24 protein-coding genes and 1 pseudogene are annotated in these 24,747 nt (G+C 40.0%); 17 read left to right on the plus strand and 8 right to left on the minus strand.

Annotated elements, in window-relative coordinates; genetic code table 11:
• The coding region (locus I8752_RS35045; RefSeq protein WP_214436747.1) for an IS701 family transposase at positions 1 to 1,157 on the plus strand (1,157 nt) is incomplete at its 5' end.
• 1,713 nt (positions 1,158 to 2,870) lie between these two features.
• Entirely contained in the window at positions 2,871 to 3,821 is a 951-nt protein-coding gene (locus tag I8752_RS35050; protein ID WP_214436748.1) for an RpoD/SigA family RNA polymerase sigma factor, read from the plus strand.
• 377 nt (positions 3,822 to 4,198) lie between these two features.
• Here I8752_RS35050 and I8752_RS35055 read toward each other — a convergent pair whose 3' ends face one another.
• From I8752_RS35055 to I8752_RS35065, 3 genes are read right to left on the minus strand one after another with little or no spacing between them, the layout of a single operon-like run.
• Entirely contained in the window at positions 4,199 to 4,372 is a 174-nt protein-coding gene (locus tag I8752_RS35055; RefSeq protein WP_214436749.1) for a hypothetical protein, read from the minus strand.
• Positions 4,357 to 4,929 (minus strand): HD domain-containing protein, encoded by a 573-nt coding sequence (locus tag I8752_RS35060; RefSeq protein ID WP_214436750.1) that lies wholly within the window; start codon positions 4,927 to 4,929, stop codon positions 4,357 to 4,359. The genes I8752_RS35055 and I8752_RS35060 overlap by 16 nt, the downstream gene beginning before the upstream one ends.
• Positions 4,930 to 4,937: 8 nt before the next feature.
• Entirely contained in the window at positions 4,938 to 6,305 is a 1,368-nt protein-coding gene (locus I8752_RS35065) for a TIGR03985 family CRISPR-associated protein (RefSeq protein ID WP_214436751.1), read from the minus strand.
• A 102-nt stretch (positions 6,306 to 6,407) separates the two neighbouring features.
• On the opposite strand from I8752_RS35065, the gene I8752_RS35070 reads away from it, so the two are divergent.
• The 9 genes and pseudogenes from I8752_RS35070 (at position 6,408) to I8752_RS35110 (ending at position 15,944) form a co-directional block, all read left to right on the plus strand.
• The gene (locus I8752_RS35070; RefSeq protein ID WP_214436752.1) at positions 6,408 to 6,713 is read left to right on the plus strand and encodes a CRISPR-associated protein Csx3; all 306 of its coding nucleotides are present in this window, start codon (positions 6,408 to 6,410) and stop codon (positions 6,711 to 6,713) included.
• Between the two features lie 60 nt (positions 6,714 to 6,773).
• The gene (locus I8752_RS35075; RefSeq protein WP_214436753.1) at positions 6,774 to 7,691 is read left to right on the plus strand and encodes a CRISPR-associated protein Csx3; all 918 of its coding nucleotides are present in this window, start codon (positions 6,774 to 6,776) and stop codon (positions 7,689 to 7,691) included.
• Positions 7,684 to 9,987: a type III-A CRISPR-associated protein Cas10/Csm1 gene (cas10, locus tag I8752_RS35080; protein WP_318780938.1), complete on the plus strand. Its 2,304-nt coding sequence runs from the start codon at positions 7,684 to 7,686 to the stop codon at positions 9,985 to 9,987. Before I8752_RS35075 ends, cas10 begins: the two co-directional genes overlap by 8 nt.
• Positions 9,988 to 9,992: 5 nt before the next feature.
• Positions 9,993 to 10,523 (plus strand): type III-A CRISPR-associated protein Csm2, encoded by a 531-nt coding sequence (gene csm2 / locus I8752_RS35085; protein ID WP_225896109.1) that lies wholly within the window; start codon positions 9,993 to 9,995, stop codon positions 10,521 to 10,523.
• 2 nt (positions 10,524 to 10,525) lie between these two features.
• On the plus strand, positions 10,526 to 11,500 hold the full coding sequence (gene csm3, locus I8752_RS35090) for a type III-A CRISPR-associated RAMP protein Csm3 (RefSeq protein WP_214436755.1): 975 nt from the start codon (positions 10,526 to 10,528) through the stop codon (positions 11,498 to 11,500).
• Positions 11,497 to 12,561, plus strand: a pseudogene (gene csm4 / locus I8752_RS35095) (type III-A CRISPR-associated RAMP protein Csm4). The gene csm3 and the pseudogene csm4 overlap by 4 nt, the downstream one beginning before the upstream one ends.
• 7 nt (positions 12,562 to 12,568) lie before the next feature.
• A complete protein-coding gene (gene csm5 / locus I8752_RS35100) occupies positions 12,569 to 13,855 on the plus strand; it encodes a type III-A CRISPR-associated RAMP protein Csm5 (protein ID WP_214436756.1) in 1,287 nt (428 codons plus the stop codon).
• Positions 13,855 to 14,628, plus strand: coding sequence for a CRISPR system precrRNA processing endoribonuclease RAMP protein Cas6 (gene cas6 / locus I8752_RS35105; protein WP_214436757.1), 774 nt, complete (start codon positions 13,855 to 13,857; stop codon positions 14,626 to 14,628). The genes csm5 and cas6 overlap by 1 nt, the downstream gene beginning before the upstream one ends.
• 191 nt (positions 14,629 to 14,819) lie before the next feature.
• Entirely contained in the window at positions 14,820 to 15,944 is a 1,125-nt protein-coding gene (locus I8752_RS35110) for a putative CRISPR-associated protein (protein WP_214436758.1), read from the plus strand.
• Here the strand turns inward: I8752_RS35110 and I8752_RS35115 are convergent.
• On the minus strand, positions 15,927 to 16,124 hold the full coding sequence (locus I8752_RS35115; protein ID WP_225896110.1) for a hypothetical protein: 198 nt from the start codon (positions 16,122 to 16,124) through the stop codon (positions 15,927 to 15,929). The genes I8752_RS35110 and I8752_RS35115 overlap by 18 nt on opposite strands.
• A gap of 95 nt (positions 16,125 to 16,219) precedes the next feature.
• Here I8752_RS35115 and I8752_RS35120 point away from each other — a divergent pair, with 95 nt between their 5' ends.
• The 4 genes from I8752_RS35120 (at position 16,220) to I8752_RS35130 (ending at position 19,362) form a co-directional block, all read left to right on the plus strand.
• The gene (locus I8752_RS35120) at positions 16,220 to 16,648 is read left to right on the plus strand and encodes a DEAD/DEAH box helicase (RefSeq protein WP_225896111.1); all 429 of its coding nucleotides are present in this window, start codon (positions 16,220 to 16,222) and stop codon (positions 16,646 to 16,648) included.
• A 175-nt stretch (positions 16,649 to 16,823) separates the two neighbouring features.
• Positions 16,824 to 17,567: a 3-oxoacyl-ACP reductase family protein gene (locus I8752_RS35125; RefSeq protein ID WP_214436759.1), complete on the plus strand. Its 744-nt coding sequence runs from the start codon at positions 16,824 to 16,826 to the stop codon at positions 17,565 to 17,567.
• A 305-nt stretch (positions 17,568 to 17,872) separates the two neighbouring features.
• Positions 17,873 to 18,199, plus strand: a complete 327-nt coding sequence (locus I8752_RS37855) for a hypothetical protein (RefSeq protein ID WP_225896112.1) — start codon at positions 17,873 to 17,875, stop codon at positions 18,197 to 18,199.
• A gap of 125 nt (positions 18,200 to 18,324) precedes the next feature.
• Positions 18,325 to 19,362 (plus strand): endo-1,4-beta-xylanase, encoded by a 1,038-nt coding sequence (locus I8752_RS35130; protein WP_225896113.1) that lies wholly within the window; start codon positions 18,325 to 18,327, stop codon positions 19,360 to 19,362.
• A 66-nt stretch (positions 19,363 to 19,428) separates the two neighbouring features.
• On the opposite strand, the gene I8752_RS35135 is transcribed toward I8752_RS35130, so the two are convergent.
• Together I8752_RS35135 and I8752_RS35140 are read right to left on the minus strand one after the other, a co-directional pair.
• On the minus strand, positions 19,429 to 20,052 hold the full coding sequence (locus tag I8752_RS35135; RefSeq protein ID WP_214436761.1) for a class I SAM-dependent methyltransferase: 624 nt from the start codon (positions 20,050 to 20,052) through the stop codon (positions 19,429 to 19,431).
• Positions 20,053 to 20,121: 69 nt separating this feature from the next.
• Positions 20,122 to 20,622, minus strand: coding sequence for an anthrone oxygenase family protein (locus tag I8752_RS35140; protein WP_214436762.1), 501 nt, complete (start codon positions 20,620 to 20,622; stop codon positions 20,122 to 20,124).
• 154 nt (positions 20,623 to 20,776) lie between these two features.
• Here I8752_RS35140 and I8752_RS35145 point away from each other — a divergent pair, with 154 nt between their 5' ends.
• Entirely contained in the window at positions 20,777 to 21,199 is a 423-nt protein-coding gene (locus tag I8752_RS35145; RefSeq protein ID WP_214436763.1) for a hypothetical protein, read from the plus strand.
• Positions 21,200 to 21,510: 311 nt separating this feature from the next.
• Here I8752_RS35145 and I8752_RS35150 read toward each other — a convergent pair whose 3' ends face one another.
• Both I8752_RS35150 and I8752_RS35155 read right to left on the minus strand, forming a co-directional pair.
• The gene (locus I8752_RS35150) at positions 21,511 to 21,684 is read right to left on the minus strand and encodes a DUF6887 family protein (RefSeq protein WP_214436764.1); all 174 of its coding nucleotides are present in this window, start codon (positions 21,682 to 21,684) and stop codon (positions 21,511 to 21,513) included.
• A complete protein-coding gene (locus I8752_RS35155; RefSeq protein ID WP_214436765.1) occupies positions 21,681 to 21,857 on the minus strand; it encodes a DUF6888 family protein in 177 nt (58 codons plus the stop codon). Before I8752_RS35155 ends, I8752_RS35150 begins: the two co-directional genes overlap by 4 nt.
• A 202-nt stretch (positions 21,858 to 22,059) precedes the next feature.
• Between I8752_RS35155 and I8752_RS35160 the strand changes: the two genes are divergently transcribed.
• Positions 22,060 to 24,744 (plus strand): peptidase U32 family protein, encoded by a 2,685-nt coding sequence (locus I8752_RS35160; protein WP_214436766.1) that lies wholly within the window; start codon positions 22,060 to 22,062, stop codon positions 24,742 to 24,744.
• The last annotated feature ends 3 nt before the right edge of the window (positions 24,745 to 24,747 follow it).

A 24,747-nucleotide genomic window follows, 5' to 3' on the forward strand; every position in this document is an offset into this window, starting at 1 on the left:
GACAGGCCTATTCAGATTGGTCAGTAGAGAAATTAAAGAGCCGAAGATTAAAAAAACTAAAGAAAGCATTAAATGGTCATTCCATAACCGTAGTAATAGATGAAACGGGAGACAGGAAAAAAGGTAAAAAGACAGATTATGTAGCAAGACAATATCTAGGGAGCGTAGGAAAAATAGATAATGGAATAGTGTCAGTCAATGCTTATGGAGTTTATAACAACATAACATTTCCATTAAGTTTTAAGGTATTTAAACCGAAAGGGACACTCAAAGAAGGAGATAAATATAAAACTAAAATAGAGTTAGCATCAGAAATTATTACAGAATTAATAAATAAAGGCTTTAATATTGAACTAGTACTAGCAGATAGTTTATATGGTGAGCAGCGCGTTGGGCGGCTTTGCCGACTTGAAGCGACTGCGAACCCGAAGGGTGAAAGTAGCGAATTCATTAAAAAATTGAATGAACATGAATTAGCTTACGTCGTAGCAATTAGAAGTAATCATGGAGTCTGGCTACCTTCAGGGCAAAGCGTTAGGGCAAATAAGTGGTGTAAGTTTGAAAGAACATTTAGCAATCAAAAATCAGAAACAAGATATATACGAGAAATAATTTATGGTAAAAAAAGAGCCATAACTTACTGGGAAATAACTACTGACCCAGAAACCATGCCGGAAAATTCTACCTCCTTCGTGATGACGAATCTGCAAGGTAATCTCAAGAAAATTTTAGGTGACTTATATGGATTAAGAACCTGGGTAGAATATGGATTTCGACAGTGTAAACAAGAGCTAGGCTGGACAGATTACCGTTTCACCAATTTTCAACATATTGAGAGGTGGTGGGAGATTATTTTTTGTGTTTACACGATGATTAGTTTAAATTCTTCCGTCTTATTAGGCTTAAATCAATCTCGTCAACTTGAGACTGAGGCACAAGATCTGAGTGATGTTGATTTTTCTAACCATCCGCAATGGAACCATGAATCTGGATGGAAGAATGCTTTAAATAATCTGCGTCTCATTATCCAACCACTTTTACTATTTTGGTTAATTTATCCTTGGTTAAGTATTTTCCCTAATTCACATTTGTTACTGGGATTCAATCATTTAATTGCCGCAATGAATCAATTTAAACCCTATTATGCTTCTGGATGATTTAGCTCCTGAACTACTTGCTTATTCCGGAAAGTGACAGAAGAGGGGTAAGTGGCGATCGCTCTCAAACCAGGGTACTAGCAATTGAGTTACAAAATACTCCAGAAAACTTACTTTATGGAAAGATAAGCTTAACTGGAGTATAAGTTTTTCTATTGCTGAAAAAGTTTTTACTCAACTATTCAACATTAGAAATAAACAATGTAGATATTGCAGCGTAGCCAACAAAAAGAACCACAGCAGATAACATAGATAACTCCTAGTTAGAAAACAATTTAATAATCTTTACATAATTGTAATTTACAACTAACTAATACCTATAACCATCTACTAAAAGAGTATTTTATTAAACGCCTAGAGGATGACTTGGTATTAAAAATTTAAGCCTCACAGTTAGGGTGAAGTATATCTCAAGCATTACAGCAGTTCTCATGTTAAAAACCATCAATTAGTACATGTATACTATTTAATCCATTTGGGATTCAAAAGGTGTGTTCAATTTTAGCGATCGCAACTGGCTCATTTTTGAATAGCGCATACCACTTTTAAAGGTCTAGAACCTCAACATTCCCAGGATTCAAATACAGTTAGCCACAAAAGCAATTGAAATATATAGCTGTAGTCACACCCTTTAGGGCAGTGTTGATAGCTCAAAGCCACCAAGCAATTGGGTTTTCACTCAGCGAGTCCTCAAGCGTCGGAGGGTTTCCCTCCAGGCAAACTTCAGTGACTCAGCACTTTGCTATAGTGCAGAATCAAATCTCGGCAGATAAAGAAGTTTTACTGTTACCTATTGATTTAGATCCAAACTTTTTTCGTAAATAACTACTTTAGATAATTCATATACTACCCAAGTAATGCAGTAAAATACCGGATTTTTCACAGCTATTAGAAAATCTTTCAGTGTTTAAACTGAAGCAGGAGCTAAACGCTCAGAGTACAAATTGTAGTGTAATCGTGTGCCAGAGGTGGGTGAAACATTTACCCACTTCTTTATCTACAAATTATTTATTTTATGAAAGTTATATCGGTTAAAACCCCACACTTAGTAATAGCTATCTTAATAGTTACTAACTATGTACTCTTTATGATGTCACTTAAGTATTTGGATAGTATTAACTACTTTTTCGGTGGTTAATACTCTAATTCACTTACAATCGATACTGCTTCGTCGCAAAGAGTAGTAATGATGTCCCTCAATTGACGTTTGCGATCGCTCTGTCTGGTATTTCCTTACCTAAAGAGGGAATGGCACGCTTGTTATCGGCAAATCCGCTATTCATAAGGATGAGCGGGTGTAGGCTGAGTGGGTGTAGTGAGTTAGAGATTTATTTGTGTCCGTACTCATATTTACTTTTCTTGATTTTTCCCTACACCCCGCACCCAAAAGCCTTATATATAAGGGGTTTGCCGTTATCTTAGTGCCATTCGAGCGATCGCGCTTCTACTCCCAGTCCTAACCACCAACAGTTTTTTTAAATTAGCGTTCTTTTGTTGTGTGAGCGTGTTCTGAATTTTTTTTAAAATGCCTTCTACATGCATTTCAAGGCAAGAGTTCTGTTGAAGATGCTGGCAATCGCGAATGAGCGACCAGATGCGATAAAAAAAAGTGCGATCGCCATACAAGATTGTGTCCCCTGATTGATATTTTTGATGAGGCTATTTGGGTTATAATTTTAGATTAGTCTAATTTTAAAGAAGTTCTATAGTTGTATGTCTAGCCTGAGTTCTGACATGGTACGCATTTATTTGCAAGAAATTGGTCAGTTTCCTTTATTAACATCCGACCAAGAAATAACTTATGGCAAGCTTGTACAGCAAATGATTGCCCTTGAGCAGCAACAGCAGCAGCTCGCTCAACAATTGCATCACCAACCAACAGCATCAGAATTAGCTAATTTTGTCAACCTAAGTGAAGCCCAAGTCACTCAAATACTGAAGCAGGGGAGACGAGCTAAGCAAAAAATGGTGACAGCAAACCTGCGTTTGGTGGTTTCAATAGCTAAAAAGTATCAAAAACGTAATTTAGAATTCTTAGATTTGGTTCAAGAAGGAGCAATAGGTTTGCAAAGGGGAATAGAAAAGTTTGACCCGAACCGAGGCTATAAGTTATCAACTTACGCGTACTGGTGGATTAGCCAAGCAATTACTAGAGCGATCGCCGAGAAATCCCGCACAGTTCGCTTACCGATTCACGTTAACGAGAAACTTGCTCAAATCAAAAAGCAAGAGCGAGAATTGTTTCAAACGCTTGGTCGTCGTGCTACTGTTACGGAAATTGCTCAAAAATTGGAGTTGGAACCTAGCCAAATTCGAGAATACCTCAAAGTTGCTAGTGGAACAATTTCTCTAGATTTGAGGGTAGGTGACAATCAAGATACAGAATTGAGCGAACTTCTAGCGGATGAAGGTATCTCACCCAATGAACTCATCACTCAAGAAATGTTACGGCAAGATTTAAATGATTTGTTAGCGTCACTTAAACCCGTGCAGCGTGAAGTATTAATCTTACGCTTTGGGCTGTTGGATAATCAAGAACGAAGCTTGGCTCAGATTGGAGAAAAGCTCAATGTTAGTAGAGAAAGAGTTCGTCAAATCCAGCAACAAGCCATGACTGCTCTGCGCCGCCAACAATCATCTCTTGGGCAGTATCTCACTTCTTGAAGGAGCGATTGCTCGTGTTGAAGAGGCATTGCAGGATGGATGGTGTGAAAATCCCGCTGGGCTGTTTATCAATTCGTGCAAGAGTGGGGCGCAGGGGAAGAATAACCTCACTTTCGATACCAGTACGTGGTTCAGTTGGGCCAGGAAGCAGCGTATTGTGTATACAATGGAGGGCGAGACAGTTTAATTACGGAATTTACTGTAGTATTCAATGCTTTCGCGCAGCCATGAGGCGCTCCCAGTTGCCGTGGGCGACCTTTGAGCGTTCTTCGCTGTTCAGCGATAAATTCTCTGTCACGCTCGAACACATACGGATAGTCCATCGCGAAAAGGATGCGATCGATTCCAATCACCTGCTTTGCCCAATCCAGGTATGTCTAGCATTCCGTTCTTGTAATGCCATTGGATGAAGCGGACATCTCCCGTTCTTGGTTTCCAAACCCAATTACCCCGCAAGGGGATTGATAATTGAAAGTTTCAATGCGATCGCCAGTACTATAAGCCCCCGTTAGGGGATTAAAATCGAACCAAATTCTTAGCTTTCGTTGCAAAGTTCTTGAATCACTCGTGAGAACTCTTGAGTCAGAAAGTCACAACCAGTTGCACTATAGACCTGCTGCAACTGTTGGTAAAACCATAAAGTTCCTTCCCTACCAGTTTTAAACTGTTGCCAAATACTACTGCCATGTTGTCGGAGGTCGGCTAGCAATGACCTAGCATTGTGCAGCTTATCTGCCAAAGACACCCGCCGAACTGAGGCTGAAGCATGACGCAGATTTTCTAAATACTTTTTCTTGCGTTCTAGCCAAGGTGGTTTTGGGTATGTGTCGGATTCGGTGCAGCCATCTACTATTGCAACGACTATCTCACCAAAACGCTGGCGTATTTCCTCACGGGTAGATTTGCCGCCTTGGTCTTCTACTGCATCGTGCAATAGACCAGCGATCGCTTCTTCTTCGGTTCCGCCAGCTTCCAGTACGAGTGCCGCCACACTCAGCAAGTGAGCTATGTAAGGAACGCCGCTAATCTTACGTGTTTGGTTGGCATGAAGATGAGTTGCATAGACTAATGCTTCTTCAAATTTTGCTGTTAACTGTAATGTATTCATCAGAAAGTTCAATCTTGGTGATAAAGCTGAAATTCTTTGGCTACATCAGCGGCAATACTTTGTCTTAGTTCGTAAGGAAAGAGAACTTCGCATTTAGGCCGCCATGCACGTAGGCGCATGATGACGTTGTTATCTCTATATTTCTCGTCTTGATAGCGAATAAATACTTGATAATAAGCATCTTCTGGTGAGCGATTGGCCAAAATTTTGAGCAAAGTCTGTTGTTCTGGTTGTTTGATTTTCTGCTTGATTAGTTTTTGTGCTTGCTGGTAAGATATTTCTTCAAAAGTTTCATGCCGCTCAGTACCTTTAACATAGCGATCGCCAAAGTCTCTATCAAATCGCAACAACGTTAGTTGTGAAGGCAAGTAGAAATCGAATCCCCAAGCTTTAGACATTTCTAAAGCAATATAATCCGGGCTGGGTAAAGTATGCCTTTGATAGCGTTGGCATAAATTTAAAGGCAACTGGGAGTTATCCCAACTCAAAGCAATCATCTTTTGAATATGGTCAAGGCGGAAGTTATACCATTCGGTTTGTTTATCGGGGTTTTCACCGTAAGCACATAAATAAACTGCCCTCTGTACATAGTAAATACAGACTGGATAAACAATACAATCAAGCTGATTTGCAACTTTGGCACTTGCGTAAGTTAGTCTAATTGGTGGGACTGGAGTTTTTGCCCAAAGTTCTCTTAACTGATACTGCCAATCATCAACAGCATCCAAAGTACTACGAGGTACAACATAGTCTACTTTCAGAAAAAAGCGTTGTACCCCGTTAATTTTTTGAAAGTGATTTTGAGCAAACCCCACCAAATCATCGTGAAGAAAATTTAATTCATAAATACTCAGTTTGTTAGATTCAGTTTCATCTTTTGGCGTAAGTGGACGTTGTGGAAACTCGTTAACCCGATAATATTTTTCGTTTTTATAAACCAACCAACCCAAGTCTGCTAAGGTTTCTAAATCACCTTGCAAGGAACGACGAGTTATCCCAAACAATCTTCGCTTTAATACTTTTCTAGAATCTGTTATCCCAGTGTAAACCATCAACGATTCTTGCCATTGGTGAGCAACAACACCTGTTTTTTCGTTAAACAACCACTCTTGAGTTGTTTTAGCACAAGGACAATCAGGATCGTGCAAGTTGGGAACTTCTTCGCCTTTAGTGTGAGTGGAACTGAAAAATGCGTCCCGCCATTCGGCATAAGTAAATGAATCGTCTAAAGCTAAACGTTCTTGACGATCGCCATAAAGCGATCGCAACCACACCCACAACCGAATCGTCCGCAACAGTTTTTGCTTCAGCGAACCGCGTGCTAACCATTGCAGTAATTCAACGTGGGGAACCTCTTGAAATACGAGTTCAGACACTATAGCGTTTCTCTAGATATAACTTTCTTTAAGATACAGCTTGTTGGAAGACATCTTTTCCAAGGGCGTGTATGATGTACCAAGCAAATCAAAGCAATGGTGATGTCTACTTACAAAATTGAGATTAAAGATAACCTATTACGAGTTAGTTTTGGCGAACCTGCCCAAAATGACCAAATTGTACGTGATGCCGCCGCCCGGTTAGAGGAAATGGCAGCATCAGGTGAATTAGCCGGAGGCCCGTTGCTCAAGATTAACGGGCCGATTTCTATACCTGTAGCATTTGTTTTAGCACACAAGCTGGCTCACATATACGGGGCAGTTGCTTTTTACGATCCTAAGTTAGGTAAATATGTGATTTCTATCACACACAATCCTAGTTATAAATTAGGAGACTTAATTGATTGATATTTGATAGGCGAAGCAGCCGGAGGAGTAGATTGGTTCGATCGTAAACCTGCAATAATCATGACTACTTATCATATAGAGTTACAGGGTGAAATTCTTAAAGTAGGATTTGGCAATACGCAAGCTACAGGCGATCGCATTGTCTGCGATGTAGCAACAAAATTAGATGAAATGATTGCTACGGGAGAGATACCCGGAGGTTCCCTGATTAAAATCAACGGGCGGATATCTGTATTAGTTAGTCAGGTCTTAGGAGATAAGTTAGGGAAAGTATATGATGCGATCGCCATCTTCGATCCGAAGATTGGAGATAAAGGGCTTGATAGATATGTAGTGACCATTAGCAGACATCCAGACTATCGAGTAGGAGATACTTTAGATGTGATGCGATCGCAATCACCATCAAATATTAAACTCGTACTCTGCGGTTTTGCTAACACTGGAAAGACTTGCTTTCGAGATGGATTAAAACAAGCACTATTGCAGATTTCCAACGCGCCAGAATCATACTTTATTTCCGGCTGTCCCGATGGCGATGGTTCCTGGTACAGCGAAACAGCTAGACGCGATCCTGATTTAGCCGCCGAATTAAAAGCACAATACAAAGCAGGGTTTACTGAAGACTTCGCCAAACTGAAGGCGCAGGAAGTTAGAGGGATAAGTACTCCGATATTCGTCTTTGATATTGGCGGAAGAATATCCGACGAGAATCGCTTGATTATGGCGGAAGCTACCCATGTGGTAATTTTAGTCAAAGATGAGGCGGAGATTGAGCCTTGGAAAGCGTTTTGTGATGAGTTGGAATTGCAGGTTATTGCGATCGTTTTTAGCGATTTTTTTGGGAACAATGATGTGGTTGAGTCGGAATCACCTATCTTGCGCGGTAGCGTTCATAGATTACAACGAGGTGAGGATGTATCGCAGCGTCCAATCGTGCAGGCTTTGGCGCGGTTGTTGGTGGGGTTGAGTATTGGTTGATTTTCAAGTTTCAGGAGATGAACTTCTTATGGTAACAAATTCTCAAGACGTTGCATTGCAGGTAATTCAACAGGCGATCGCAGCCTTAGCTAAATGGGCTGATTTTGATCATCCTCAACTAAATAATGAATATCCACAAGTCACCAGAGCTAAGGAAATTTTAGGTTGGAGACAAGATACAGAGGTGGGAATATTACGCTTGCTATTTGATAGCGTGAAATTACCAGATGGAAAAGGACAAGATAGAGAAAAGCGTCATTATCATCCATTGGAAGCAATCAAAAATGAAAATAGGGAATACCCAAAAATTCCTTACCCATTAGCTGATGAACCTAGTAACCAACAAATTAAATCCTTTAAAAATCAAATTCAGGATGAAATTTCAAAAGATATTCAAAATAATTGGAATAGTTTATCATATTTATTAGCACTTTTAGAAAAATTTGGTTCATGTCTTAGTCTTAGTGAAGCTGATGTTTCCTTAGTAGACATGGCAAGGTCTACAGCCGCAGTTGCAGCCGCTTTAATTGGTCAATCTCATGGTGAGAATATTAGTTTAATTGCTGGTGACATTTCAGGAATTCAAAAATTTATCTATACTATTTCTTCTGACGGGGCACTTAAATCACTCAGGGCAAGAAGTTTTTATTTAGAGCTGGTTATACAGGAAGTTGTACAGCAATTACTCGAAGAGATAAAACTTCCAATTACTAATATAATTTATGCAGGTGGAGGTAATTTTTACTTAATTAGCTCCGGCAATTTAGAATTAGTAAAAGATTGTATTGTTAGAGTATCTCATAAATTTAATAAATGGTTGTTAAATAATTTTCAAGGTAAACTATTTTTAGCGATCGATTGTATATCTATCCCAACCAAAGATTTAGAAAATAAAAAAATAGCAGATTATTGGACTAAACTTACGAAAAATTTGGCTAATCAAAAAGCACGTAAGTTTAGCAAAAATATCAATTTATTTATTAAAGAAAGTTCAAGCCATGAACCTTGCCGAGTTTGCCATCGAGATGATTTATCTAGCTTAAAACCATTAAGTCGCCTTAATCTAGATTCTTCTCCAGCTTGCTGGGTTTGCCGTACTATGTTTGAACTAGGTGATAATTTATTTGATGTCAATGTTGTATTACGTTCTAAAAGACCAAATATTAAGCATCATGTAGGTAGAGTTTATATTCCTGGTTACTATTATTATTTCTTTACAGATTGGCAACTCGCAATAAAATCATCTAAACCTAATGAAGCGATATTTTTAGTTAATGATTGGGAATTAAGCCATTACCAATCAGAGCAAACCTTACTTTTATTATTAGGTAACTATGGTAAAGAAAGCGATGTAGAACCAGGGAGATTCATTCGTGCTGAAGAAATGGCACAAGCAGCTAAAAAATTAGGTGCAATTCCTAGAGTTGGTTATTTACGTATGGATGTTGACAGACTAGGAAGAATTTTTGCAGAAGGATTAGACAAAAACAATCGCACGTTACCAAGAATTGCTGGATTGTCACGCCAAATGAGCTACTTCTTTAAAGTCTATCTCAATACTTTGGCAGCACAGAGAGAATCAAATATTCCAGATAATATTAAACAGCTTAAGCCCAAGGATCGAAGACTAAACTTACTATTTATATATGCTGGTGGTGATGATTTATTTATAAGTGGTGCATGGAATGAAATTGTAGAATTATCTTTTGATATCTACCAATCATTCCGTGCTTATACAGGTTATAATCGTGATATTACATTATCAGGTGGTATTAGTATTGAAGATATAAAATTTCCACTGTACCAAGCTGCTGATTCATCGGGAGAAGCTGAAGATGCAGCAAAAGGAAATGGTAGAGATAGTTTAGGATTATTTAGTCAAGTTTTTAAATGGAATGAATGGCTAGGACATCCTGATAATACGAAGTTTGATGAGATAAATGAGAGATATAAATATCAAGAAGTTAAACCAAATTTATTAGGTATATTTCCATTTGTAAAAAGATTAGAACAACAAAATATAGGATCGGATTATGCTCATAGTTTTGTACAAAATTTACTTATAACTGCACAGATACAGGAAGAGGCACTGAAAAAGTTTAAAGATAATCAAAAAGAAAAGGAGGTTGTAGATACTCGCTATTATTTGCATCTACCAAAGATTGCTTATACTTTAGCAAGATTACCAAAAAATGTATTAGATGACGTTGATTTTAGGACTTCTTTGAAAAGTCCATATAATGCGCCTTATTTTCGGGCGATCGCAACTTGGATTGAATTACTTACAAGAGAATAAATATTATGATGCAATCACCTCAACCATCTCGAAAAAATAATCTTCAACAATCTTTACCGAATCAAGAAAAACCATCTATTACTCATAATGATATTCGTCAACAATCCAGTTTAGATACTAGTGAGCAAGATATTCAAAATGCTCTTAGTAACTATAAATATCTCAAAGATTATCCAATTCGGGATCTGGTTAAACATACTGATAACTTTGGTAAATACTTGAAAAGACAAGGACTAGAAACTAACCAAATTCGTAAGTTTCTTGATGCTATAAATCGAATCAAAGCTAAATTAGCTGTCATTACTTTGACAGGGGATGAAAAAAAAGATTTCTCTAATATTGAAATTGATGTAGTTATGCTTCAACCGAAGCTTGCTTATGCTGCTGGAAGAAAAGAAACCTCAAAACCTCTAAAGCCTTTTAGTAAAGTTATATCAAATGCAATTGACAAAGTACATTCTTTAGAAGATTTTACTCGTCTAGTTCAACTGATTGAATCAATTATTGCTTATCATAAAGCTGAAGGTGGAAAATAATCATGCCAGTATCATACGCACAAAAACCTCTGCTTGGTAAATTAACACTCACCAGTCATCTTTCCGCCGAAACTGGATTACATATTGGTGGTGGTGGTGAAAATTTAGATATCGGTGGATTGGATAAACCTGTAATTCGCGATCCTTTAACTAAATATCCTTATTTACCAGGATCATCTATTAAAGGAAAACTACGTTCTACTTTAGAAAGGTTATTGAATAAGCCTCTAAATCGCACTGGGGGAAGTGGTACTTGGCGTTATGAAAGTGATGATTTAGTAAATGGATTTACCGAAGTAGAAAATGGTCATTTTGTTGCTTATGAAGGTGCTAGAACCTGTCAAGTTAGTCGCTTATTTGGTTCTACTGGTGGTTCCGGTTTTTGGATGCCAATAGAAACTGCAACAGAAGAAGGATTATTTTCAGACAAGAATCGTACACGCACAATTGAAGGTCAAAATTGCGTCCAAGTTAATCGAGGACGCAATGCACCAGCTAGATTAATTATCCGTGATAGTCATTTAGTAACAGAATCAGCAGAAAAGTTAAAGCAAGTTGATACTGGTTTATACATGACTGAGTGGAAATTTGAAAACGGTATCGACAGAGTAACAGCAGCCGCCAACCCCAGACAATTAGAACGTGTACCAGCAGGGTCAAAATTCAAATTTGAATTGGTTTACACAGTAGAAGATGCTAACCAAGCCATAGAAGACTTACAAAATATTGCCATAGCTCTTGCCATTCTTGAAGATGACGCACTCGGCGGACATGGTTCAAGAGGTTACGGGAAAGTTAAATTTCAACACTTCAATTTTTCCTATCGCAGCTTGGCACAATACCGCCAAATTACAAATACACCTGGAGCATCTGGGATACAGCCATTTGAACCCATCGCTAACACTCAAGAACTTTTAAACAACTTCACCAACTTAAGCGATTACATCAACAGATTATTGCCAGGAAATGAATCATGAGTGTTTGGAAATTAGTAAAACTCAACTTTGGCCGAAGTCCGGCGCACTTTGGCGAAGTAGGAATTGGGATGGAAGAAACAAGCGATCGCGTCCGTTCTGATGCTTTGTTTAGTGCTTGGGTGAGTATTTACGCACGGTTGTTTGGTAAAGAAGCGGTTGAGGAGTTGTTACAGTAATTCCCCACTAAAGACAAACCGCAACTAGCACCCCCATTCCGTATCAGTTCTACATTTGTCTACAGGGAAGTAGGCGATCGCACAATCTATTATCTTCCTCGTCCTCTGAAATTGCCTACTAACTACCCTGACGACGATCTAGCTTTTTTCAAAGCATACAAAAAACTCAACTGCTTACCGTTAGAAGTTTGGCAGAGGTGGTATCAAGGAACGGGATTCGATCAAAAAGCCGATACTCAAGAGTTAGAAAACTATAGCAAAGTAGGTGAAGGAAATGGAAACTTAAATAAATTCGGTACATTTGATTATAAAAAGGCTTTTAAAATTGATAAAGTTCCTAAGATTGCAGTAGATAGAGTCACTAGAGCAACCAACCTTTTTCATACTGGCTTTGTACAATTTGCTTGGGAAAAAGACAAAGCAGGTTTATACTTTCTCCTAGAACTATCTCCAGAAGGTGAAAAACTAGCAGATAAATTACAAGCTGCATTAGAACTATTAGGAGAAGAAGGAATTGGCGGAGAACGTTCTAGTGGTGCGGGAAGATTTAACGTTAATTGGTTAAATTTACCTGAAAATTGGAAGCAGGTAGTTGACTTTAAAGATAGGAAATATCACAGCATTTTAAGCTTATTTTGGGATTCTCGAATAACAGCAGATTGCTTAGAAAATGCCAGTTACGAAATACAAGAACGGGGTGGTTGGATAGCCGAAAGTCAACTACGGCGCAAAATGGTGCGAATGTTTGCCGAAGGTTCTGTTTTCCTCTCACCACCACAAGGAATGTTAGTAGATGTGACACCTCATGAATTTGAAAAACTCAAAAAACATAAAATTTACCGTAGTGGTATTAGTTTAAGTCTGCCAATTAAAGCCAAGGAATAATTAAAATATGGTGGCTTCGCTTCCTTCGCATCTCCAAAAACCTGACTTTTATCAATCGAAAAGAATACAGTTAACCAGTCCTATTCTGCATATAGGTTCATCTGTATCTCGATTAAATCCCTTTGAATATGTGCAGACAGATAAAAAAGTTTATCTTCCTAATCAAGAAGCATTAGCCAAGGGTTTACTATCAAAAGGTGGAAGCTTCTTTAACGACTACATCCAAACAATTGAAGAACGTCGAGACATCACCAGTCTTTTAAAACAAGCCTTTGGTAATGAGTGGTGGAACGCCAAAGATACAAATGACAATCCAATTTTTCCCAAAGAAACCATCAGCCAAAAATTGACAGGAGATAGAATTACAGACTTACGTCCCATGATTCGCAATGGTATGGGACAATTATTCATCCCCGGTTCTTCAATTAAAGGTGCAATTAGAACAGCCATAGCCTATCATTTACTCAGACACGCCGACCGTTATCAAGTACCTTCATCTAGACGGGTGAGTGCAATTGAAGAAACATTGAGGGAAAAATTAGGACAACTTAATCCATATCAGCAAAAATTCTTAGATGATGAGCTATTTATGAATAGTTTGTTTTCTGAATTTCAACTCACATATCAAAATAGGCGATTTTCTGCGAAAGGGCCAAACGCCGATTTTTTACGAGTAATTAAAGTCACAGATTCTCAGCCATTAATAGAAGATATAATGACCACAAAAAGAGGTCAAAAAATACCTGTCAATCTTTCTGTAGTAGCTGAAGTAATTATTTCAACTAGATTCTCTGATTACTTGGCTAAATATAAAGCATCTATATATGCTGAGATGGTGCGTAATGTCCAAACAGAATTTACCTTGAGCCTAGATACGGAAATGCTAACTTGGTTCCAACATCAAAAAGGAATGAAACTACCATTTAATAATCTTGATGAATTAGTGCAAATATGTCAAGAGTTTACACAAGAGCAATGGGATTATGAGCATGATTACTGGCAAGATATTAAAAATAATCCCAAAGCATCAGGCAAAAATTTAGATTTTAATTTCATTCGAGAATTTTACGAATCAGAAAAATGTCCCTATGGCCTCAGATTAGGTTGGGGTAGTGGGATGAATGGAACAACTATAGATTTGTTATTTGCAGATGAACTGCGTGAAAAAATCCGCGATACTTGCGGTTTAAAAGCACCTGGATTTGAAGCACCAAAATCTAGACGTACTGTAATGAATCCTAATGGTGAAATTAAATTTGTACCTGGATGGGTTAAATTTAAGAGTTTAGAATAATGCTAATTCGCTCTACTTGGACACTCAGCGTATCCGAATCAACAATTTTACCTCGTTCCTATAACTTGGAATTGGTTAAGCAAATACATCAACAGCTAGGCTTAGAAATAGGAGGGGAAATTCCACCTATTTCTTATTCAGGAATTATTGGTTACTACTCTAACTCAAAAGACTTTCTGACTCTTTATCCAGAGGAATTTTATCAATTATCAGTCTGTGGATTACAAGATGTTGCAGCCAAAGCAATTGCTCATTTTAATTTTGCCGAATCTTTAGAATTATTTGGTGCGAAGTTTAACGTCATTAATCGGGAAGACGAAATTACCAGTTACGAAGAACTATACACAACTTTAGTCGGAAACGAGCCAGAACCTTCTAGACGGTTTGACTTGCAATTTATTACACCTACAGCTTTCGCACAGGGTGGAACAAACTTACCATTACCTGTACCAAATTTAATGTTCCGTAGTTGGTTAGAACGCTGGAATCATTTTGCACCTGTTTACTTAGGGAGTGATGAATTAATAGCTTATCTTAGCAATGCAGTGATGATTAAAAACCATAAAATTCAAACACGAACTTGGCAATTACATAAAGGTTTTGTGAATGGCTTTGTTGGTGATGTAACTTTACAAGTTTTCAACCGTGCTGATCCCTTACTAGCGAATGTGGCGAACTTATTAGTGCAGTACGCGCGGTTTGCTGGTACGGGTATGAAAACACGTTTAGGTATGGGACAGACGTTAATTAATGTATTAAGGGAAAAAGTATAAAAATATAATGATTTCCACAACTTTATACAGAGGAAAATCTATAACTAAGTTTAACAGTGAATAAATTAGCTGTAAATCATAATTTTACCAATGAAATTATCTTGTTGAACTTTATTTGTTAATACAGCAACATCAAATTTGTTACTATATGTGACAAACAAGATCAAGCAAAATCAACCAAAAGGAATTATATGCCTACTGTAATTGTATCACCTTGTGGAACTAGCTTGCTAACTAATGATACAGATGACTCTCTTAGAAAACTGCTAAATAAAACAACAAACTGTAAAGAAACAGAGCTTAATCCAGAACAAAAAGAAGTTATTGATAAACACATAGCTGAACGTAGAGAGCGTATGCGAAAAGCAAAAGTTAGTGAAGCTCGAAAATTAAGTGCTGAATTAAACGGAATTATCACTTATTACGACGGAAATCCAAAAGGAGAACATCACATTTTACTGGCTACAGATACTTATTTGGGAAGTAACACAGCTAAGATAGTAGCAGAATGGCTAGAGCAACAAAAGTTGAAAGCAATTCCAAAAAATATAAACTATCTCTCTACTAAAGATATTGAATCATTTCGGATTGCTCTATCTGAAATAGTTCAGTGGTGTAACGAGGAGCTTGAGAAGCAATATCCTAGACCTTATTGGACAGTAGTTTTTAACTTGACTGGCGGCTTCAAAAGTGTTAATGGCTTTCTTCAAGCGGTGGCTATGTTTTATGCTGATGAAAGTATTTATATATTTGAATCAGGCTCTCAATTATTAAAAATTCCTCGATTACCCTTACAGTTAGATCCAGAAAGATTTATAGGTAAGCATTTACAAGTTTTTCGTCGTATGGCAGTTCTATCAGAAGAGCTAAATGCAGAAGAATGTAAAGAAATTCCTGAAACATTACTCGAACAAATTGATGATCGTGTTGCATTATCAGAATGGGGTAAACTTTTATGGCAAAAATGCTATAAACAATACTATAATCAAAGCTTATTACCTCCATTGAGTAAAAAGCTGAAGTATTCTGCATCCTTTGAGCAAGTTACTAATAATTTATCTGAAGACCGCTTACTCATTATTAATGAAAGGTTAGATCAACTTTCCCTTTATTTAGAATCTAAAGATTCTAATACACAAGTATATAATCCCAAATCCCTTGATTTCAAATCCTTGAAAGGTAGACCGTTTAGAGGTAGATTTTCTCCAGAGCCAACTCATGAATGCGATGCTTGGTCAGATAGGGATGCTAAAAGATTATATGGGCATTTTGACGGCAATGACTATTGCATTGATATGCTAGGAAATCATCTTTAAATTAGTACTACGAATCTTCCTCAAACCCAAACAGCGATCGCTCTTGCCTATGTAAGCTACCCTAGCTGCTCGGTTTTCACCTAAATCTATGAATAAATTCTCAAATTGTTGCCAAATGATATTATGGAGAACTACCCGGTCAGCGCGACGATCGGTTAACAGTATAATTCCTCGCAACATCAGTGAGCCATCATTACTAGTCGGTAATTATTGAGAAATCAAGTATATTTTCAAAACCTGACTATTATCACAATTCATCTTAATTTATTCTATCAATGATGATTGATAAATACTTCCAAACCCAGACTACCTTCCCTCCACGGAACTTTCAACGAGAAGCGATCGCTAAACTCCTCAATCAGCAAAATATTCTCCTTCGCGCACCCACAGGGTCAGGCAAAACAGAAACAGCGATCGCCTTAAATTCCCGCATCACCTCATCCGAACCCCGTAACTGCACCCCAGACGTAAGCAATTGCAACAAACTCAGTTTTTCGAGTAAAAGCACAGAAGACAACATCTCCCCCTTGTTGAAATCTGGCTTCCAGACAGCGTTCTCCCCAGCCTCAGCCTGTGTTAAGGCGCATGAGTGCATCTCGACGATATCGAGTGGTGGCGATCGCTTTTTTGAAGGTAACAAACTCGATCGCTTCCCACAAGAGCTTGATGCACCCGATAATTTCTCTGAGGGTGCTATTGGGTAAAATTTTACAGGTTAACATTCTTAGAGCAGTCAACTACAAAAGGAACAGCAATGCACAAATATATTCCGATCAACTGTGACTTTCATGACGAGTAGATTAGGTTGTTGCAGAATTTGCAGCTTTTACCCATTAGACACACAGCAAATTATCCAATTTCTAATCGACAGTATCGAATATGAACTACACACTCAAAAATAAACGCGCACTCGTCACAGGAGGAAGTCGCGGTATCGGGGCCGCCATCGTTAAGCGTTTGGCAACTGAAGGCGCTGATGTCGCTTTCACCTATACCAATTCGCCCGATCGCGCCAAGGAAATCGCCGAAGCAGTCCAGGCGCTCGGCGTTCAGGCTTTGGACATCCAAGCCAACAGCGCTGAAGCTAGTGAGGTGGTGGCTGCTGTTGAACAGACAGTAGAGAAACTGGGTGGCATTGATATCCTTGTGAATAACGCAGGTGTAGCGCAGTTGACTCCTATTGAGGATTTCACGCTTGCGGACTTCGATCGCACCTTTGCCATTAATGTGCGTGCCGTATTTGTGGCAACTCAAGCCGCAGTCAAGCATATGCAAGAAGGCGGACGCATCATCAACATTGGCAGCACCAATGCCGAACGTGTCCCATTTGCCGGCGGCTCTGTTTATGCCATGAGCAAATCTGCTTTGCAAGGGCTTGTGCAAGGGCTGGCGCGTGACCTTGGCCCGCGTGGAATTACAATTAATAACGTCCAGCCTGGGCCGATCGCTACGGATATGAATCCCCCAGAGGGTGAGTTTGCCGAGATGCTCAAAAAGCAGCTAGCACTGCCCCGCTACGGCACTGTTGAGGAGGTTGCAGGGATGGTCGCTTATCTAGCTGGGTCTGAGGCAGCTTACATCACTGGTGCAAACCTAATGATTGATGGAGGGTTTAGCGCCTAACTGCCACAGGTGTAGCGAATTGCAAACATCAACCCTCAAAACCGTGTATCCTCAGCAATGAGTGGATACACTAACTGCAAGTATACTATAATACCATTTCACCAAATAAATGATACAAATAATTTCTCCCCTGCTCCCCTGCGGCCTATTCGTATCAAATTTAAAGTGAAACGGTATAACCCATAGTCAGAGCTATTTTTAGCTTCCTGAGTCAAATCAGTAGTTCGCTACAAGTGAGGAATAATACGTATGGTCGTTAACTGTTAACTGTTGAACGCCGGTTGCTTCAATAGGGAGCCATTGCGGTGAGACACTCCGCCCTTGGTGGTTCCCCCGTTGAAGGAAGTGTCGTTAGCGCAGCGTTAGCGAGGCACGAGCGTCACCCTTTAGGGTCTTGGGGTTTTCCCAAGACCGCAGTGGCTTCGGAGGGAAATCCTCCCCGAAGTCGCCTCAATGGGGGAACCCCGCACGGCGCTTCTCTTTGCAGCACTGATCCACCGCAACGCACTGGCTCCTGTCAACGGTCAACACTCAACACTCTAATCGAGCAAAGCAAGAATAGCTCTGCCTCCGGTCAATGTACAATTTTTATGTGGAACAGCTTATTACATATTCGACAATCAACCGTTTGAAAAATGGATAAAAAGTTATGCTCCATCGGAGAAAATTTTTAAAAAGTGCAGGATATACAACCCTTTCTGCCTTATTGACTATGGGGGTTTTGAAGCAAAAACAAAGCCATAACAATAATGTTGCTATGGCAAGTTATCCAAGTACAAATGTAAGTTCTCCCCTTCGGCAATTAGCTGCTGCCAAAGGAAAACTCTATGGTGCAGCAATTGATAGTGTCTATTTACAAAAAGATGCGGGTTATGCCGCCCTACTTGCTCGCGAATGTGGAATTGCGACACCGAATGGTGAATTAAAATGGAACGCTACAGAACCATCGCCAGGAGTATTTAACTTTAAGTCAGCAGATGTAATTGCTGATTTCTGCCAAAAATATAATATCAAATTGCACGGTCATACCCTTCTTTGGAATCAGGCATTACCTAGCTGGGTTTCTTTCCCTCCCACAATGCAACAACTCCAAAAACATGTCACTGGGGTTATGGGACATTATAAGAATAGCCCTGTTTTAAAGTCTTGGGATATTGCTAACGAAATTATTGCTGCTAATCCAAATGAAACTAATGATACTACCTATGGTTTACTTCTAGGATTAACACCGCAATATATTCTAGAATTGTTTAAATTTGCTGCTTCGGTTGATAGTACTAAACTATTTTACCTCAATGAGACTAGCGTTGAAGGCGCTTCATGGAGATCGGATCGCTGGTTAGCATTGATCGAATACTTGAAGAATAATGGAGCTAAAATTGACGGTGCGGGTCTACAATCGCATCTATGGTTTTCAACTGCATACCCTTTTGACGCTAAAGGATTTAGTTCTGTCTTAAAAAGACTTAACGATCTTGAAGTTAAACCAATAATTACAGAATTAGATATTATTATTGATTTGCCACTACCCAACAATATCCAAGATTTAGACCGGATGGTAGCTGACAGTTACAAGCGATATCTCGATCTATGTTTTGCGGCTGATGTTGACACTGTAATTACATGGGGGATTACCGATCGCTATAGCTGGATACGCGATCTCAACTATATGCCAGCAAAATTTAAAGCCGATCGAAGTCGCCAGCAATATCTGCGTCCGCTTCCCTACGATCGCAACTTACAACCTAAACTTGCCCGCAATGCTATTGCCCAAGCTTTTCAACAAGCAACTTAATACTCGCTCATCGAAAACTTGGGTTTGAAACCCGCCTTTCCAGAGCGCTCCATAATTTAAAATTTTTCATTTTCTGAATAAGAATGAAACAAGCCTGGGTAGTTTATTTCCATCGCGTTCGTGCCACCACTCGTTGAAATCCTCAAGCAGGAAACCATGATTTTTTGCTGGTTGAAAAAAATCTGATAAGTGATGTAAAAATGCTGGAATTTGAATCACTTCTTGATTTCTTTGAAAATTAGCTTGTGTGCCTTGATATTGTCTAAATGGATGAAGTTCACAAATGAAAAAATATCCTCCTTTCATGAGTACGCGGTAGGCTTCTGAAAAGACAAATGACAAGTCTTTGATGTGTTCTAGAACGAGATTACAGGTAATTAAATCTGTGGACTCAGAGCTGAAAGTCCATTGGTTCGTGATATCGGCTGTAACGAACATCACGTTGGCTGAATTCACTTTTTCTTTCGCCTTTTCAAGCATGGATACTGAAAAATCCACTGCATAAACCTTTTGGGCGATTTGTGACAACAGCAACGTATTTTTGCCTGTGCCACAGCCAATTTCAACTGCCGATTTACACCTCAAATTCATTAAGGTTTCTTTAGTAACGATTCGATCCAGATCGCGCGTCAGGTTTTCGTCAGCATCATAGGTATTTGACCAATTATCGTATGCGGCTCGAACACTCATATTGACTTAAGAAATGGTTAGACTTTGATGAGTAGAATTATCCTAGCTTTAATCTGATACGTAACATTTTTATGGCGCTGTTTGCTTACAGAGCGCGAGCGTCAGCAATGCTGCTGCTGCAAACGCTGCTATTGTCCGAACATGGTTCCAGAGCGTCCAGTAAGTCAGATATCTAGCCCATAGATTTGCGCCCTCAGTAGTATCTGGTTTGGCGATCGCTAGGGCATCATTCAGAGGCACATTGAAGGCGATCGTCACCAGAATCGTGCCAACCAGATAGAGTAAACTACCAACAAGCAAGTAGACCGCACCAAGTTGATGCAATTTTGACAGCGAGGCGATCGCTATAACCAGGCAAGCCAAACCCGTTCCAAAAAGCGCCACCATAAACAACGGATTGATAGCTGTGATATTAATCGATTGCATGGCGATAATCCCTTCCCTTGGTTGAAGTCGTGCAAGAGCATTCATCACAAAAGTTGAGAAGGCAAAGAAGACTCCCCCTACCAGTCCGCAGCCCAAGGCTGTGAAAAGTTTGAATGCAAAAGGCAAATGGTCAATAGTTGTCATAAATCCTCCTCCAAATGCATTTCTTTTAGACATTTCAGCGTAATTACAGTTGCATATTTTGAAGTTTATATCTACAAAATCGTATAGAAACTCGCAAATCAAAGAAAATCACTCAATTTTTTCGCAAACAGATACTAAAAACTTCTATTTTGTGATGAAACATTTGTTAATCGGTAGTTTATCAACCTTACTTTTTGCAGTCGGAGCTTATGTTTTACCAGCTCCTTCATTGGCACAATTTGCAAATGTCAAACAGCATTTGAATTCTCTGACTACAAGCCGTGTAGTTTTTGCTAGAGGTAAAAGTAGTACCACAATTGAAAATGCCGAAAATAACATCTATATATTAAGAGCTAAAGCTGGACAAACGTTAACTTTAAAAGTTAATAGTTTAGGCGCTCGTGCCAGTGTTACTATCTACGGTGTTAATGGTAAACCTTTAAGTCCAGTTTTCGCTGGTGCTGGCGGTGAAAGTCAGATTTTTCGTCTGCATCTTTCTAACACAGGTGATTACTATATCGTAGGCGGTTCTGGCCCGACTAATCATTTATACAATTTCACAGTTTCTATTAAATAACAATATAAAGTACCTGCTCAATGAGGGATATAAGGGCGAACGTAACAGCGCCTTTACAAGTTTTTGTATGTGTATCAAGATTTTGGGGGATTGGTGTCAAGTCTTGTTACAGTGTGGAATTTATCCGATTGTTAAAACGGACATTCCGCTTTTTTAGGTTTTCGGGGAATTTCTTGCCTATATAAAGTGCGTATAGGTAGATTAGGCTAAAAACCTTAGTGAATAGCTAGAAGTCCCTTCTAAGCCATTTTCTGATAATCTTAGAAGCGGCTTGACTTAATTCTTAAACACCCGACGCGATCGCACCTAATTCACGACGCTAACCTTTTTTTAAGTTCTGCCTCTAGCTGTTCAGGTGTGCTTACAACCACCCCAGGACGCGCCCTAACAATGCTGAGGTAATGCTGAAATGCTTCTTCATCTTGTGGATTAGCTATTACATACTGTCGTAAATCTACCTCGCTTAAGCTCATGTAATCGGTCATCTAATTAATACCTCTCCGTTACCAAGTATTTCTACTTCTATACTTTCGCTTATTAAGATGACTACTCTGGCTGTTCTTTCATCGTACCGGACTAAAGAAATATCTCGTAGTAGGTTGCTAGCCCTTACACAGAAATCAAAGAATGCCTTAAGCTGCTCTATTGTAGGTTCCATAATACCCCCTTTTTTGTTGTTTTGGTACATTAGAAGGATTTTGTTACTTCTGTATAGGGGGTAAATTACCTAAAAAATACGTTTCAGCTTTTCATCAACTTACTATCAACGATAAATACAAATGCGATCGCTCACTTTCCTCACCATCCCCGAATAACTTCGATAAAATCACTATGGTGCTAGTTAACCTTCCTCAAGTCTCATGAAAAGCGATCGCCCATTCTCCTCATCTTCTCTTCAACGTCCGGAAATACTTGCGCCAGCAGGTAACTGGGAATGTGCCAAAGCTGCTGTGGAAAACGGGGCAGATGCGATTTACTTCGGTTTGGATAGGTTCAACGCCAGAATGCGGGCGCAAAACTTTACCGAGGCTGACTTACCTCAATTTATGGCATTCCTGCACCATCGGGGTGTGAAAGGCTATGTCACTGTTAATACCCTCATCTTCCCCAAAGAACTAGCACAAGCGCAGCAATATCTCCGCACAATTATTGCCGCAGGGGTGGATGCAGCGATCGTTCAGGATGTCGGTATCTGTCGTCTCATCCGTCACCTCTCGCCTGATTTCCCCATCCACGCCTCTACGCAAATGACTATTACTAGTGCAGCGGGGGTAGAATTTGTCAAGTCCCTTGGTTGTCAGTTGGTGGTGCTGGCGCGGGAATGTTCCCTCAAAGAAATCAATAAAATTCAGCAGCAGATTGCCCAACAAAACACTTCGCTACCTTTAGAAGTCTTCGTTCACGGTGCTTTGTGCGTGGCGTATTCCGGTCAGTGTTTGACTAGTGAAGCTTTGGGAGGACGTTCTGCTAATAGAGGCGAGTGTGCCCAAGCTTGCCGAATGCCCTATGAATTAATCGCTGATGGGGAAGTTGTAGATTTGGGAAATCGCAAATATTTACTCAGTCCGCAAGATTTAGCAGGGTTAGAAGTGTTGCCTGATTTGGTAAAGTCAGGGGTAACTTCTCTCAAGATTGAAGGTCGTTTGAAAGCACCGGAGTATGTTGCCAACGTCACCCGTGTTTATCGGCAAGCTTTGGATCGGGTGATGGAAGAATTAGACGCGGGGACGCGGAGAGAGGGAGACGCGGGGAATGGAGTAAAAAAAAGCTTTGCGTCTTCTCAAGAAAACTACAATCTAGAGATGGCATTTTCTCGCGGACTTTACACGGGCTGGTTTGGCGGGATTAATAATCAGGAATTGGTTCATGCCCACTTTGGTAAAAAGCGCGGTGTTCTCCTGGGCGAAGTCACCCGCATCCGTAACGAACAAGTCACTGTCAGACTAGAAGCACCAGTTAAACCAGGGGATGGAATTGTGTTTGACTGCGGTCATCCAGAGGCGAAGGAAGAAGGCGGCCGTGTTTATGGAGTTGTTGAAAAGGGTAAAGAAGCCTTACTAACCTTTGGTCGAAGTGATTTGAATCTACGCCGAGTACATGTAGGCGATAAGGTTTGGAAAACAAGCGATCCAGAACTCGATAAGCAACTACGCCAGAGTTTTGCTGGCGATAATCCTCAATTTCAGCGTCCTATTTCTCTAGAGGTTTATGGAGAAGTTGGGCAGCCACTAATTGCGATCGCCCGCGATGAACTCGGTAATATTGTACAAGTGGAATCTGCAATTGCCTTGGTGGAAGCACACACCAAACCCTTAGATACAAATCGTTTGCAAGAACAATTGGGCCGTCTTGGTAACACTCCCTTCGCTTTAGGAACGCTAACCAATCATCTCAGCGGTGCTGTTATGCTGCCCGTAAGCGAGTTGAACCGGATGCGGCGAGAAATAGTAACGCAGTTGGAAGAGTTGCGAACTCAGCCCAAACGCTGGCAACTACACTCTGATGTCTCTTTCCAAAACCTACTCCCCTCCTCATCTCCCAAAAAAGAGGACACGGGGACACGGGGACATGGGGACGCGGGGAATTTATCACAAACACTCTCCGCGTCACCGCATCTCCCCATCTCCGCGTCTTCTTCATCCCCTTCACTCATTGTCCTAGTACGCAACCTCAAGCAACTCCAAGCCGCCCTCCAAGCTGGTGTTGAAACACTTTACTGCGAATTTGAAGACCCCCGCGCCTACCGAGAAGCCGTACATTTAGTACGCCAACAAGCGCAAACACAAAAAGAAAAATTTCTCCCTCATCCCCCTCATCTCCCTCATCCTCCTCATCCCACCATTTGGGTTGCACCACCCCGCATTACCAAACCTGGGGAAAACTGGATTTTGCAGCAAGTGCGTGCCTCAAAAGCAGATGGGTATTTGATACGGAACTATGACCAACTACAATTTTTTGCCGCAGACCGTTGTATTGGAGATTTTTCGCTTAACGTTGCTAACCCTTTAACAGCAGGTTACTTTCAGCAACGTTTTGGTTTGGAAAGATTGACGGCATCCTACGACCTAAATATCACTCAACTCGAAGATTTGCTTACCAATTGCCCACCCCATTGGTTTGAGGTAACAATCCATCAGCACATGCCGATGTTTCACATGGAACACTGTGTATTCTGTGCTTTTCTTTCTGAGGGAACAGACTACACTAATTGCGGACGACCTTGCGAGAAATATGAAGTTAAGTTGCGCGATCGCGTCGGTAGCGAACACGTCCTGCAAGCAGATGTTGGTTGTCGCAATACTGTATTTAATGGTACTGCTCAAACTGGAGCAGAGTACGTACAGCACCTGATACACTTAGGATTGCGTCACTTCCGCATTGAATTTATTAATGAGACTCCAGACCAAGTGCAAAAAACAATACATCACTATCACCAATTATTGCAAGGCAAGATTACAGGTTCGCAACTGTGGCGAGAGTTGAAACTGCAAAATCAATTAGGCGTAACTCGTGGGCCTTTGGGAATGTCTGCATTGCGTTCATAATTT

Source organism: Dendronalium phyllosphericum CENA369 (assembly GCF_016056275.1).
GTDB classification, from domain to species: Bacteria; Cyanobacteriota; Cyanobacteriia; order Cyanobacteriales; family Nostocaceae; genus Dendronalium; species Dendronalium phyllosphericum.